Here is a 14,454-nt window from a genome sequence, read left to right as displayed (position 1 = left end):
ATACTACTTTTGCTCAATAAAATTGATATGCGCAAGATAAGTATTTTAGTGATTTCTGTGTTTCTCTTCCTTGGGTGTATGCAAAAATCAATTGTTCACCCTACTTTTTATTATTGGAAAACGGATTATCAGAACAAAAAGGAAGAAACCAGTTATCTTGATCAATTTAAATCTAAATCTTTGTACATGCGGATTATGGATGTAGATTTTAATCCAGATCTGCAGCTACCTGTACCTATTTCGCCGATTAAATTTTCAGATCCCCTACCTAAACAGATCGACATTATCCCCGTTGTGTTTATCGTTAACGAGGTTTTTAACAAGATTGACACCATGCAAACAGCGGTTATGGCAGATCGCATTGTTAAATTTGTAGCCGCAAAGGTAAAACAGGCAGGAAAGCAAAATTATATGGAATTACAGATTGATTGTGATTGGACCAAAGGCACCAGAAACAGGTATTTTAAATTTCTCGAACAATTAAAGGCGAATCCGCTTTTAAAGGGAAAAACCATTTCGGTAACCTTGCGGTTGCATCAGGTTAAAAACATCGTATCAAGCGGCGTACCTCCTGTAGAAAAGGCCATTTTAATGTGTTATAATATGGGTAACCTGCGTAAATATGGTGAACAAAATTCCATACTGGATCAGCACGAAATGGATCTCTACTTAAAAGATTTCCTGGAACAATATCCCTTACCACTTGATGTGGCCTTACCCATTTTCGAATGGGCAGTGGTATTCAGGAACGGGCAATATGCGGGTATCTCCAAACGAATAGGCAAAACCCAGATCGGGGATAAAAAACTTTTTAAACAGAGGGGAAATTCGATTCTTTATGATCTTTTGGTTGATTATTCTGCAGCTGGGTTAAAAAAAGGAGATGTGGTAAGGTGGGAACAGATTTCCACTGAAGATTTACTTTCGACCTCTAAATTTTTATCCCGATATTTAAGCCCTAGAGACCGGAACCTCGTTTTTTACCATTTAGACACCGACCTTTTAAAACATTTTACTAATGAAGACGTTCAAAAAGTTATCGCTAATTTTTAGTGTATTCCTGATTACTTTTTTCGGCGAAATTGCCGTAAATCTTGCCTGTGGCGGTGAGATAGATCCTTACGATTATTACATTTCTTATTTCCACAACAACATAGAAGGGGATGAATATTCTCCGTTCGCCTACAACCAGATGGTATACCTCAACAGCGAAACGGATATAGAAAGCGAGCCAGATATCAATAGTCGTGAATGGGCAAAATACCTCAATGTTAAAAAAGAAGATGTGCTAAAAGTAATGTACAAAACAGATAGTGCAACTGACATAAAACTCGTTAATTTTGATGGTAACGCATCACAATTACCCGATAGCTTACAACAGAATAGTTTTATCAAGGCGTTAAGCAAACGCAAAGAATCACTAAAGTATTATCAATTCGCCAAAAGCTGTGAACCTTTGGCCAATGTGGATTTTAGTCTTTGGGATCCTAATCCCCGTGATACGACTGCCATGGGTTCAAAAGCCCAAGAAGGTCTAAAATTAACAGAAGCAGAGAAAGACGATTTTCTTAAACTGCGTTACGCTTACCAAGCTGAACGGATGTTTCATTTTGCAGGATTGCACGCCGAAAGCAAATCGACCTACGAAAAGTATATCAAAACCAGTAAGGTAAACAGTGCGGTTAAGGGCTGGGCATTAGCACTCTATGCCGGATCGACCCGTAGGTTGGGAAATCCTGAAGAATCTGCCTTTTTATTCTCGAAGGTTTTTGCAAGCAACCCAGAGCGAAGAGTACAGGCATATAAAAATTATTATTACACCAGCTCGCCAGTTAACGGGGCGCTAAAATATGCCAAAACCAATAACGAGAAAGCCAATATCTGGGCGATAAACGGGTTTGGAGATGCTGATTCGGGTATAGAAAGTCTGAATAAAGTTTATCAGTACGAACCAAAAAGCCAGCTTAACGGCACGCTGCTGGTACGTGAAGTAAATAAATTAGAGCAAGATCTTATCGAGGCGAACGATATTGCCAAAATTGGCTATAATTATTATTTTTCGGATAATGGCAATTCTAAATATAAAGACAGTCTAAAAGCCGTCAATCTTAAACAACTGAATGAAATCAGGAATTTTGCGGTAAAACTGGCAACCGAAAAAAAATATCCGCAGCCTGAGCTAGGCACTTTAACCGCAGCTTATTTATCGTGGATGGAGAACAAAGATTTTCTGGCGACAAATTACCTTGCAATCCTAAAACCAGATAAACTACCAGAAAGATTACGCGACCAATACCGCATTACCGATTTATTGATCAAGGCGAAAAACATCAAAAAAGGAAACCCTTTTAATGAGAACGATTTATTACCGACCTTAAAATGGCTTGACGAAAAACGTTTTGCAGAGAACAGCGAGCAACCAAAAGGACCATATTATTATGATACAGATCGTGCCAGCAAACGCTTTAGCAGAACGACCAGAAATTTTTATCAGCAAATATTGGCTCCAGCTTATTTGAGTATGGGCGATACTGCGAAAGCGGCATTAGCAATGGTTAAAGGCGACCTGGAATACAAAACGTTAAAAGAGAATTCACTTTTCCAGAACATGAGTTATCAAAGTATTGCTTTTTGGCAGAAAAACTTAAGTCCGAAAAGCATGCAGGGCTTAGCTGTTTATAAAACCAGGGCAACAGGCAATGATGTTACCGCTTTGTTGGCTTCGGCTTTAAACCAGCTCAAAAACGATGATTTTTATGAACTTTTTGGCACAACTTATTTACGCACACATCAATATGATAAGGCCGTTCAAATGTTTGCAAAGGTTTCGCCAGGTTACAAATATTTTAACCCCGATAACTGGTACGCTGATGAAGCCAACGCTAAACTTTATGCTAATCCTTTCATCGAAACGATAAACGATTATCCAAAAAAATATGTAACAGCGAAAACATCAATTACCAAAAAAGCTTTTGCAGCTGAAATGCTCCGCTTGCAGAAATTAACCATCAGTGATAAAAAGAATGCTGCGCTTTACTATTATAAAATGGCCAATGCAGTTTACCAAACCGGCTACTACGGCAACAGCTGGTTTTTAATCAGTTACGACTGGTCATCATACGACAACAGCAACCCAGCAAAATATGTATACGATGGCGATTATAAAAAAGCGCAAACGGCAAAAGCCTGGTATTTAAAAGCCAGAGCATTAAGTACCAATGCTGATTTTAAAGCAAAATGTACATTTATGTTGGCTAAATGTTTACAGAAACAGATCATCATGAATGCAAACCCGTTATCATTTTATTATTATGATAAAAAGGATGTGAAATGGAGAAACTTCATCAAGGCAAATTACAACAACCCTTATCTTAAAGAATTAAGGTTTAGCTATGGCAAAACGCCTTTTTATGCTGTTGCGGCGGGCGAGTGTAGTTATTTAGGAGATTTTATTAAGCCAAAAACGCAATAAGCACGTTTGACCATTAAGAAGTTAAGGTAGTTAGGAACCATGCGATAAAACCTTAATGCCCTTAACTCCTTAATGGTATAAAACAGTGAAACTTTGCAGTACAACACTTATCTATTTTAACAGATTTAGCTTCGCTGAGCCTTCGGGTTCTCCACTTCGTTGCACTTCGCTCGAAATGACGAATCTATATTAATGAGAAAACAGTCTATTTTATATTAATTTGCTTGGTTATTTTAACTAAACCCTAAACCTACCACCTAATCAACGCGCTGGCCCAGGTAAAACCCGATCCGAATGCGGCAAGGCAAACCAGATCGCCACCTTTAATTTTGCCTGCTTCCCAAGCTTCGCACAAGGCAATAGGAACAGAAGCTGCTGTAGTATTGCCATATTTCTGGATGTTATTAAAAACCTGATCATCATTTAAACCCAACAACTGCTGCACATACTGGCTAATACGCAGATTTGCCTGATGTGGCACCAACATATCAATATCTTTCTCTGTTAAATTATTTGCAGCCAAAGCCTCTTTAATTACTTCAGGAAATTTTACCACCGCTTTTTTGAAAACCGATGGCCCATCCATATAAGGTAAAGCGGCACCGCTATCCAAAATTTCCTGCGTCATAAATAAGCCACCAAGCTCCTGTTCAGGATAGGCAGGTTTATCTTTCAACCATTTATTGGCATGAGAACCTGGATAATACATGGCCAGGATTTCGGCATCGGCACCATCGCTATGCAAATGTGTACTTAAAATCCCTTTTCCGGGTTCATCTGTAGGCTGTAATACAACAGCGCCAGCACCATCGCCAAAAATCACCGATACATTACGGCTACGGGTTTCGAAATCCATCGCGAACGAATGTTTCTCGCTTCCCACTACCAGCACATTTTTATACATACCTGTTTTCACAAACTGATCGGCCACAGAAAGTGCATAAACAAAGCCCGAACATTGGTTGCGGATATCTAAAGCACCAATTTCGCCCATGCCCATTTCGCGTTGCAGTAGTACGCCACAACCCGGGAAATAATAATCGGGGCTTAAGGTGGCAAAAACGATAAAATCGACATCCTTAACGGTAATACCAGCCCTTTCGATCGCGATTTTGGCTGCCTCAATACCCATTGTGGTAGTGGTTTCCTCGTTACGATCGGCAAAACGGCGCTCTTTAATACCGGTACGTTCCTGGATCCACGCATCGTTGGTATCCATAAAACGGCTTAAATCATCGTTGGTATATACATTTTTCGGAACGTAGTAACCTATTCCGGCTATTTTAGACTGGTGCATACTCGTGTTATTATAATTTGGTTAAACAAAGTTAGTTAATTAAAAAAGATATGAGAGCTGCGATTTGAGACGTGAGATTTCATCGCAATATCCTAAAATCTAATATCTCAGGTCTAATAGCTCAAATCTTCTAAATTATTGTTTATTTTTGCGCCATGTCTACAGAAACCAAAGAAGAGACCTTTACGCTCGAAGAAATTTTAACTTCCCTAAAAACCGTACATCGCCTTATTTTGTGGAATGATGATATCAATACTTTCGATCATGTGATTTACTGCATGATGAAATATCTAGATTATAACGAATCGCAGGCTGAGAAAATTGCCTGGAAAGTGCATAATGATGGAAAATGCCCAGTTTTGGAAGGATCATTTACCGAGATGGAAGTTTACCGCAAAATTTTACAGCAAGAGGGATTAACTGTTTCTGTTGATTAAATTTACGAAGTAAGATTTTTTCTACGAATCGTCATGCTGAACTTGTTTCAGCATCTTTAGATAGACCCTGAAACAAGTTCAGGGTGACGACCGCCTAAAATGAAATTATAAGATTATAACTTTAGCCCCTTCAAAAGTTCATTTAATCCGGCTTGTGTCGTCTGCGTTTTATCTTTAGCGTACCAGCCGTGAAGTTTTTCTGCCAAAATTGGCATTTCAGTGCTTTCTTTTCTCCACTCTTTTAAAAGCTCCTGCAAAATTTGTGGCCTTGGCCCCCAGGTTCCTAAAACTTGGTCTGCTGATTCATTTAACACAATTAAAACCGGAATAGCTCTTCCACCATTGGTTAAATGCGCATCAATTAACGGGAGGTTTTTATCGCGTAAAACAAATTTCAGATCAATTTTACCTAATGATGCAGTTGCGATTTTATTGAACACCGGAACAATCTGGGCAGCATCGCCACACCAGCCTTCGGTAATCACTAAAAATTTATAATTTTCTTTAAGATGATCAATGGTTGAAGTCAACTCATCGGTTAAGCTAACTGTTTTATCCACACGACTCATCCTTTGCACATTCATTTTAGTATAGTGCAAATCGTAAGTTACATCACCGGTAGCCTTTCCCTCTAACAGAAGTTGATCAATCAATGCACGATAGGTTAAATAGTCAATGCCTTGTTCCTCAAAAATTTCGCGATAATTTATCATAAGATTTCCTTAAAAATACAGCGCAAAGGAAAGGAGAAATTAGATAAGAATGATCATTACTTTGCAATTTGATGTAACAACATGTAGTAGAAAAATCAGATTTTTAGTGCTTATTTAATGTCACTTACCTCATTAATAACTTTTGACTTATGATTATATATCCGAACTGTAGGCTCAATCTCTTTCCTGGAAACATTTAATATCTCAATATCAACTTTAGGATCTACCGCTATCGAAATCTTATTATTGACTATTACCTGATCTTTCTGATTTGCCCTTTTGAGTATTAAAGTATCTTTTGAAGTATTCTGGATATCCATATCAAATGCAGATCTGTCCTCCAGATATATTGATAGTTTTGTGCTTGGAGCTAAAGGTTTCATGATGTATAACGACTTGGGGTCCATATGTAACACTGAACAACCAACCATTATTATAGATAATAAAAGGATACTAAAAGAGATAGTGATTTGATTTTTCATATCATTCTTTAATTTATTCAAGATAGACGAAAAATTAAGGCTTAAGGTTGCATCAACTTAGTCACATGCTGTGTTAAGGCCACGAAATCAGCCACGGTTAACTGCTCGGCACGTTTCTCGAAGTAGATATGGTCGTCCATTTTATCTTTAGGCATCACCGCCGAAACAGCATTACGTAAAGTTTTTCTCCGCTGGTTAAAACCTGCCTTAACCACCCGCCAGAATAATTTTTCATCGCAGTCTAAGGTCTCCACTTCATTTCTGGTTAAACGGATTACTGCCGAGTGTACTTTTGGCGGTGGATTAAATGTACCCGGCTTAACCGTAAATAGGTATTCGATTTTATAATAGGCCTGAAGAAATACGCTCAGAATTCCATAATCCTTACTTCCAGCAGGTGAAGCACAACGTTGGGCAACTTCTTTCTGAAACATCCCAACCATTTCTACAACCTTGTTGCGGTTATCTAAAATCTTAAATAAAATCTGTGATGAGATATTGTATGGAAAATTACCAATAATGGCAAACTGACCTGGAAAAATAGCATCGAAATCGAGTTTCAAAAAATCGCCATTAATCAACCGATCGCCAAGCTGAGGATATTTTTCATTTAAAAAGTGGAAAGATTCGGTATCAATATCAATAAGATAAGTTTCTAAGTCTTTACGCTGCAGCAAAAAATCAGATAAGATTCCCATCCCTGGCCCTACCTCTAAAACCTGATTGTATTTATCGGTGTTTACCAATGCCTCTACAATGCGGTTGGCAATGCCTTTATCGGTTAAAAAATGTTGGCCTAAATGTTTTTTCGCTTTTACTAAACTCATACCTTAAAATTAATCGAATATTTTAACCACAAAGAGGTGCTAAGATTCGGCGCTATGGACGCAAAGATAGGCTTATTATTTCTTTGCGAATCAATCTCTGTTCTTTGAGGTTTCATTTTTTTTAAAGTCTTTAAACGAAAATCAGTAATTTGCGCTAAAATTTTCCAGTAATTATGAGCGATAAACTTAAAATTGGCATCAGTATAGGCGACGTAAACGGCATAGGTTTAGAGGTAATCATTAAAACATTATCCAATCCTGCCATTTTAAATTATTGTACACCGATTGTTTATGGCCATACCAAGGTTTCATCTTTTCATAGAAAAGCAAATAACCTGGGCGATTTCAGTTTTAACGTAGTTAGCCATGCCAACCAGGCACAGCCAAAAAAAGCAAACATGATTAATTGCTGGGAAGAGGATGTGAAAATCGAATTGGGACAGGTAACGCCAACAGGTGGAAAATATGCACTTTTATCACTTGAGCGCGCAACAGCCGATCTGGTAAACGGCGATATCGATGCACTGGTTACCGCTCCGATCAATAAACATAACATTCAATCAGAAACTTTTGCTTTTCCGGGCCATACCGAATACCTGCAGGAAAAAAGTGGTAGTAAAGATGTGCTGATGTTTTTGATCAGCGAAAATTTACGTGTGGGTGTAGTTACTGGCCACATTCCGGTGAAAGATGTTCCAACCTCGATTACAAAAGAGAAAATTATCAGTAAATTAAAGCTGATTAACGAAAGCCTTAAAAAAGATTTTTGGATCGAAAAACCAAAAATTGCCGTTTTAGGCTTAAACCCACATGCGAGCGATAATGGTTTATTGGGTACCGAAGAGGCTGAAATTATTACACCGGCCATTCAGGAAGCCTACGATAAAGGTATTGTTTGTTTTGGGCCATACCCTGCTGATGGCTTTTTCGGCAATGGTAGCTACAAACAGTTTGATGCCGTTTTGGCTATGTACCATGATCAGGGCTTAATTCCTTTTAAAACATTAGCTTTCCATAATGGCGTAAATTATACCGCTGGTTTAAACTTCGTGCGCACCTCTCCCGATCATGGAACGGGCTACGATATTGCGGGTAAAGACCTGGCTGATTCTACTTCTTTCACTGAAGCATTGTTTTCGGCTATCCATATTGTAAAAAACCGTAGGGAGCAAGAAGAAATGTTGGGCAATCAGTTGCGTACAGGTGGAAAAGTGGTTGAAACGCAGTTTGACATTAAAGATGATGCTTCTTAAAAGGTAGAAAGACTAGAGCTGAAAGACCAAAGTTTATTAAACTCAGATCTACTAAGGCAGTTTAGGTGGTCAATATTTTTTTTTCGCAAAACATGGTCTTGTGTTTCATAGGTCCCGAAAGTCCTGCTATGCGTTCCAATCTTTTTGTGATTGTCATGCTGAGCTTGTCGAAGCACCATATCAAAAAGTATTTCCACTACTATCAGGTTTATTTTAGGTAAAATTGTGCATCAAATTCAAAATGAACGGCACTAAAAAACCCAATTACATTCTCCCCACAATTGTTATTGCACAGTTTCTCTGTACATCGTTGTGGTTTGCTGGCAATGCAGTATTACCAGATATTGTTAAAAGTTTTCCAACAGAAACAAACCTGCTGGCCAACCTCACCAGCATGGTACAGTTCGGTTTCATCAGCGGAACATTAGTTTTCGCTTTTTTTGCCATTTCCGATATTTTTTCACCCTCAAAAGTGTTCTTTATTTGTGGAATTGCAGCCGCTTTGTTTAATCTGGGCATTTGTTTAGAACTATCCGATGTCTGTTTATTGTTGCTTTTTCGCTTTTTAACCGGTTTTATGTTGGCTGGAATTTACCCTGTCGGCATGAAAATAGCATCTGATTACTTTAAAGACGGGCTAGGGAAATCGTTAGGTTTTTTAGTTGGTGCTCTGGTCTTTGGTACTGCCTTCCCTCATTTATTAAAAACATTTACAGCAAATTTTAATTGGCAATATGTAATCTTTGCTACTTCGGGCTTATCTCTGATTGGTGCAATTGCTATTTTATGGCTTGTGCCAAACGGTCCATTTAGAACTGCCGGGCAGAAATTCGATTTCCGCTCTTGTTTTAATGGCTTTAAAAATCCTGATTTTCGATCTGCTGCTTTCGGCTATTTCGGGCACATGTGGGAACTCTATACCTTTTGGGCTTTTTTACCCGGCATGCTGCTGCTTTACAACACTAAACATGCACCTGCAACTTTAAATATACCGCTTTTTTCGTTCTTAATTATCGCATCAGGAGGTCTGTCTTGCATGATCGGCGGTTTGCTCTCACAAAAATTTGGTGCAAAACGGATTGCCACCATTGCGCTTTCCATTTCGGGGTTATGCTGCCTGCTCTCGCCGCTTTTCCTATTCTGCGGCTCGGTATATCCTTTTCTTCTATTTTTATTTTGCTGGGGCTTGTCTGGCACGGCCGATTCACCCTTGTTTTCTTCTTTAATCGCCAAACATGCGCCCCAAAGCCTGCGGGGAACTTCGTTAACACTGGTAAACTGTATCGGCTTTGCCATTACGATTATTAGCATCCAGGTGATTAATCTTTTGGCTAAAGAAATGAATTCGCATTATCTTTATATGGCTTTAGCTGTTGGCCCAGTTTTGGGGCTATGGGCACTTATCAGCAAAAAATCGCATTAGGCCCGATTTCCAAAATCTCTTATATTGCAAAAAATTGAATCACAAAATATACCATGGGGCTCGACATTCATCTCATTACCGATAATTCAGAAGAAATATCCCGTTTGAAAAACACAGATAACCAGGTAGATTTTTTTAACCAGCATAGTTTAAGCAGAACCTTTTGCAACCTGATGTCGCGGAGGAATGTTATTGAAGAAGAAACCGAACTCGACCAGATAAGTAGGCTAACAGAAACAGATATTTCAGTTTTATATGAAATGGAGCAATACTGGAACGAAATGGAGGTTGATTTTCGTCTGTCTTTTGCAGAAACCGAAAACGATAAGAAAAAAGTTCTTGAGCAGATCGCAAATAATAGAAAAAAAATAGATGGCAATATAAATAAGGTACTGGAAACGATCGAAACCTTGATCCAAAAGCTTTCACAGCTAGGCACGCTAAATGATAAATTGGATAGCCATGAGACAGACACCCTGGATAATGATTACTATTTTACCGATTTTAATCTCGATAAAGGTGAAGGTTACATTGGCAATAATTTTGGTCAGGACCTTCGAAATTTCAGAAGATTTTTAGAATATGCAAAAGCCAATGGCGCAAATGCAATATGGTTTGATTACGGATAATAAAATTGAAATATGAATAATTTACCACCCATTATAAAACCAGCAGAATTAACCTGGTTAAACCAAGACGATGAAATCGTAATTATCGATGCCAGTGCCGGATCAAAAGCAAGATATGACGAGCAACACCTTGCTGGTGCGCTCTTTGCTGATGTAAATAACGATTTAGCCAACATTGGCGATTTTGCCATTGGCGGAAGGCATCCCTTACCAACATTCGAGCAGTTTTCTGCCGTTTTACAGCAACTTGGTATCACAAAAGATAGCCATGTGATTGTTTACGATGATAAAAACGGCGGTAACGCAGCTGCGAGGCTGTGGTGGATACTAAAAGCAATCGGTCATGAAAAAGTACAGGTAATTGATGGAGGCTTCCAGGCGGCCATTAAAGCAGGCTTCCCGACTACAGATAAAGTAGAAATCCCAAAATCTGTCGAAAAATACGAAATCACAGCATGGAACTTACCGTTATCAGATATCAATGAGGTAGAAAAAGTTGCCAAAACCGACGATTACATTGTGATTGACGTGCGCGATGCCAATCGTTTTGCAGGCCTTACTGAACCTATCGATTTAATTGCAGGGCACATCCCTGGTGCGACAAATATTCCATATACCGAAAATTTGGATGCTACGGGTGCTTTCCTGGCCCCAGAAATATTGAAAGAAAAATATGCTGAAGCTTTGGCCCACGTTAAACCCGAAAACGTAATTGTACACTGTGGCTCGGGCATTACCGCCTGCCATACGCTACTGGCTATGGATTATGCAGGTTTACCAATCCCTAAGCTTTATGTTGGTTCCTGGAGCGAATGGAGCAGGAATAATAAGGAAATGGTTTTGGCTAATCAATAATTTCGTTGGTCGAGATTTGCAATCTCGACTCAATGGACGGTGGATTTACCATCCACTTAATGAGTAAAAATTCTTTATTCTAAGTCGGGATCACAAATCCCGACTAACAAGAAACGTGTAAGGTCTTTCAGTATTTCGATTAACATTCTGAAAACCTGTTCGATTAACATCAACAATTTTTAAAAAACATTTTTAATCTAATTATTTTATCCCTACATTTGCAGGCTAAAATTTTACAGTACTTTGAACCCACTAAAACAATTTTCATTACCGTTTACCGGATTAAAATTGGGAACTCATCAGTTTGATTATGAGCTTGATGACCACTTTTTTAATGCATTTGAGTATTCGTTAATTAAAAGCGGAAAATTAAAAGTAGACCTGGAGCTTGAGAAACAAGAGACCATGTTGCTTCTAAAATTCAAAGTTATTGGTACGGTTAATTTAGATTGCGATAAATGTTTATCTGAGTTTTCATTACCGGTAAATCTATACGAAAGACAGATCGTAAAATTTGCAGAGGCCGAGATGGAAAGCGATGATGAAGAAATTATTTCGCTAAGCCGTAAAGATACCGAGATTGATATATCGGGCCCTTTATACGAAATGATTAACGTAGCCGTACCTTATATCAAAAACTGCGAGCAGGCAGGTAAAGATTGCGATCAGGAGATGATTGATCGCTTAAATCAGTTATCTATCCAAAAGCAGGCTGAAGAAAATGAACAAACAAGCGACCCACGTTGGGAAGCCCTTAATAAGTTAAAAAAATAATTAGATTATACACCAATGGCACATCCAAAACGGAAAATCTCGAAACAGAGAAAAAATAAAAGAAGAACACACTATAAAGCTGTTACTCCTTCTTTAGCAACATGCTCGGCAACAGGTGCTATTCACGTACCTCACCGTGCTTACAACGTTGATGGTAACTTATACTACAACGGCAAACTGGTTATCGAAAATACTCAGATAGGGTAATTTTCTTAAAAAATTGTTTGTGTTTTCAGCGGCTTTAGTCATACCTTAGTCAACTGAAAAATTCAGGATTACACCTGACTTAACACAAACAGATTTTTTCTATGAAAATAGGCCTCGACATAATGGGCGGAGACTATGCTCCCAAAGCAATTGTTTTGGGAGCAATAGCTGCTCATCAATCGCTTAACGCTGGAGAGCATTTAGTTCTTATTGGCGATACCGAACAGATTAAACCCATTCTTGCAGAAGAAGGTTTTAATCCAGATCATTTTGAATACGTTCATACTGATGAAGTAATTGGTATGGGCGAACATCCCACCAAAGCAATCGTTCAGAAACCAAATTCGAGCATAGCAGTTGGTTTTAACCTTTTAAAAGAAGGCAAAATCGATTCTTTCGCAAGTGCTGGTAACTCTGGAGCCATGTTGGTTGGCGCAGTTTTTAGCGTTAAAACCATTCCGGGCATTATCCGCCCTTGTTTATGTACAATTCTTCCAAAAATTAAAGGTGGTACTGGCTTGCTGTTAGATGTAGGTGCTAATGCCGACTGCAAACCCGATATTTTATTACAATTTGGTGTTTTAGGCAGCTTATATGCAGAAAATCTTTTGCAGATAAATGATCCGAAAGTTGCCCTGATAAATATTGGCGAAGAAGATGAGAAAGGAAATATGCTAAGCATGGCTACTTTCCCGTTAATGAAAGAAACCAACCTTTTCAACTTTGTTGGCAATGTGGAAGGAAGGGATTTATTTAATGATAAAGCCGATGTAATTGTGTGCGATGGTTTTACCGGAAATATAATGCTAAAATTAGCAGAATCGTTTTACGTACTTACCATCAAAAAGGGACTTAAAGATGAGTTCTTCGATCGTTTTAATTATGAACAATACGGTGGAAGTCCGGTTCTAGGCGTTAACGCTCCCGTTGTTATCGGACATGGAATTTCAAGTCCGTTAGCTGTTAAAAATATGGTTCTACAATCCAGAGAAATGATCACTACAGGATTGGTAGAAAAAATTAGAATGGCATTTAAATAATTTATTAAAATTCTTAAAATGAGTAAAATTCACGCTGCTATTACAGCAGTAAATGGTTACGTTCCCGACTATGTGCTTACAAACGCAGAGTTAGAAACCATTGTTGACACTTCGGATGAATGGATTACCAGCAGAACGGGAATTAAAGAACGTAGAATTTTAAAGGGAGAAGGTTTAGGTACTTCCGATATGGCTGTTCATGCCGTAAATGGTTTACTTAAAAAGAGGGGAATTGATGCAAAAGAAATTGAACTGATTATCTTTTGCACCACTACTCCAGATTTTACATTCCCTGCAACAGCAAACGTTTTAGCTGATAAAATAGGTGCTACAAATGCCTGGGGTTACGATTTACAGGCCGCTTGCTCTGGCTTTATTTTCGGGCTTTCTACCGGTGCATCATTTATCGAGTCAGGAAGACACAAGAAAGTTTTAGTTGTTGGCGGCGATAAAATGTCATCAATCATCAATTACGAAGACCGTACAACCTGTATCATTTTTGGTGATGGTTGCGGTTGTGCTTTATTAGAGCCAAATGAAGAAGGTTTCGGTATTCAGGATTCTATCTTGAGAACAGATGGTTCGGGAAGAGATTTCCTGGGCATGAAAGCAGGTGGTTCGGTTATGCCGGCAACACACGAAACTGTAGACGCAAGACTACATTTTGCGCACCAGGAAGGCCCAACAGTATTTAAGTTTGCCGTAACCAATATGGCCGACGTTGCTGCCGAAATTATGGAACGCAACGGCTTAACTGCTGATGATGTTGCATGGTTAGTACCTCACCAGGCCAACAAACGCATTATCGATGCCACTGCAAACCGCATGGGCGTTACCACCGATAAAGTAATGATCAACATTGAACGTTACGGAAATACAACCAACGGAACAATTCCTTTATGTTTATGGGAATGGGAAAGCAGACTGAAAAAAGGCGATAACATCGTTTTAGCTGCATTTGGTGGTGGTTTTACCTGGGGTTCGGTATACCTTAAATGGGCTTACGACACTAACTAGTCAGAAGTCTTATGGTCAATAGCTTATA

General features: G+C 38.8%; 15 protein-coding genes. 11 read left to right on the top strand and 4 right to left on the bottom strand.

Features of this window, described 5'->3' with window-relative positions:
* Positions 1-78 precede the first annotated feature (78 nt).
* Positions 79-1,053: a hypothetical protein gene (locus tag AC1DNH_RS06330; RefSeq protein ID WP_477578198.1), complete on the top strand. Its 975-nt coding sequence runs from the start codon at positions 79-81 to the stop codon at positions 1,051-1,053.
* Entirely contained in the window at positions 1,019-3,472 is a 2,454-nt protein-coding gene (locus tag AC1DNH_RS06325) for a hypothetical protein (protein ID WP_477578200.1), read from the top strand. The genes AC1DNH_RS06330 and AC1DNH_RS06325 overlap by 35 nt, the downstream gene beginning before the upstream one ends.
* Positions 3,473-3,722: 250 nt before the next feature.
* On the opposite strand, the gene AC1DNH_RS06320 is transcribed toward AC1DNH_RS06325, so the two are convergent.
* Positions 3,723-4,769 (bottom strand): 3-oxoacyl-ACP synthase III family protein, encoded by a 1,047-nt coding sequence (locus AC1DNH_RS06320; RefSeq protein WP_477578202.1) that lies wholly within the window; start codon positions 4,767-4,769, stop codon positions 3,723-3,725.
* A 155-nt stretch (positions 4,770-4,924) separates the two neighbouring features.
* Between AC1DNH_RS06320 and AC1DNH_RS06315 the strand changes: the two genes are divergently transcribed.
* Positions 4,925-5,206: an ATP-dependent Clp protease adaptor ClpS gene (locus tag AC1DNH_RS06315; RefSeq protein WP_029274160.1), complete on the top strand. Its 282-nt coding sequence runs from the start codon at positions 4,925-4,927 to the stop codon at positions 5,204-5,206.
* A gap of 113 nt (positions 5,207-5,319) precedes the next feature.
* Here the strand turns inward: AC1DNH_RS06315 and AC1DNH_RS06310 are convergent, their stop codons facing one another.
* The 3 genes from AC1DNH_RS06310 to rsmA all read right to left on the bottom strand — a co-directional run bounded on the left by AC1DNH_RS06310 (position 5,320) and on the right by rsmA (position 7,228).
* Positions 5,320-5,919, bottom strand: coding sequence for a thioredoxin family protein (locus AC1DNH_RS06310; protein ID WP_477578205.1), 600 nt, complete (start codon positions 5,917-5,919; stop codon positions 5,320-5,322).
* Between the two features lie 110 nt (positions 5,920-6,029).
* Positions 6,030-6,302, bottom strand: a complete 273-nt coding sequence (locus tag AC1DNH_RS06305; RefSeq protein WP_477578207.1) for a hypothetical protein — start codon at positions 6,300-6,302, stop codon at positions 6,030-6,032.
* A 140-nt stretch (positions 6,303-6,442) separates the two neighbouring features.
* Positions 6,443-7,228: a 16S rRNA (adenine(1518)-N(6)/adenine(1519)-N(6))-dimethyltransferase RsmA gene (rsmA, locus tag AC1DNH_RS06300; RefSeq protein ID WP_477578209.1), complete on the bottom strand. Its 786-nt coding sequence runs from the start codon at positions 7,226-7,228 to the stop codon at positions 6,443-6,445.
* A 173-nt stretch (positions 7,229-7,401) separates the two neighbouring features.
* Between rsmA and pdxA the strand changes: the two genes are divergently transcribed.
* The 8 genes from pdxA (at position 7,402) to AC1DNH_RS06260 (ending at position 14,426) form a co-directional block, all read left to right on the top strand.
* Positions 7,402-8,481: a 4-hydroxythreonine-4-phosphate dehydrogenase PdxA gene (gene pdxA, locus AC1DNH_RS06295; protein ID WP_477607905.1), complete on the top strand. Its 1,080-nt coding sequence runs from the start codon at positions 7,402-7,404 to the stop codon at positions 8,479-8,481.
* A gap of 241 nt (positions 8,482-8,722) precedes the next feature.
* Entirely contained in the window at positions 8,723-9,904 is a 1,182-nt protein-coding gene (locus tag AC1DNH_RS06290; protein ID WP_477578213.1) for an MFS transporter, read from the top strand.
* 53 nt (positions 9,905-9,957) lie between these two features.
* Positions 9,958-10,533, top strand: a complete 576-nt coding sequence (locus AC1DNH_RS06285; protein WP_477578215.1) for a hypothetical protein — start codon at positions 9,958-9,960, stop codon at positions 10,531-10,533.
* 12 nt (positions 10,534-10,545) lie between these two features.
* Positions 10,546-11,388 carry a sulfurtransferase gene (locus AC1DNH_RS06280; protein WP_477578217.1) on the top strand — a complete coding sequence of 281 codons (843 nt, stop codon included), beginning with the start codon at positions 10,546-10,548 and terminating at the stop codon, positions 11,386-11,388.
* A 243-nt stretch (positions 11,389-11,631) separates the two neighbouring features.
* Complete coding sequence (locus AC1DNH_RS06275) at positions 11,632-12,162, top strand: YceD family protein (protein ID WP_477607903.1); 531 nt, start codon at positions 11,632-11,634, stop codon at positions 12,160-12,162.
* Between the two features lie 15 nt (positions 12,163-12,177).
* Positions 12,178-12,369, top strand: coding sequence for a 50S ribosomal protein L32 (rpmF, locus tag AC1DNH_RS06270; protein WP_025143959.1), 192 nt, complete (start codon positions 12,178-12,180; stop codon positions 12,367-12,369).
* Positions 12,370-12,470: 101 nt separating this feature from the next.
* Entirely contained in the window at positions 12,471-13,409 is a 939-nt protein-coding gene (gene plsX / locus AC1DNH_RS06265; RefSeq protein ID WP_029274150.1) for a phosphate acyltransferase PlsX, read from the top strand.
* Positions 13,410-13,427: 18 nt separating this feature from the next.
* Positions 13,428-14,426 carry a beta-ketoacyl-ACP synthase III gene (locus AC1DNH_RS06260; RefSeq protein WP_029274149.1) on the top strand — a complete coding sequence of 333 codons (999 nt, stop codon included), beginning with the start codon at positions 13,428-13,430 and terminating at the stop codon, positions 14,424-14,426.
* Positions 14,427-14,454 lie beyond the last annotated feature (28 nt).

The organism is Pedobacter sp. 01N310, from assembly GCF_056399805.1.
The sequence above is the reverse complement of the archived record's forward strand: the minus strand, read 5'-3'. Positions and strand labels throughout refer to the sequence as shown.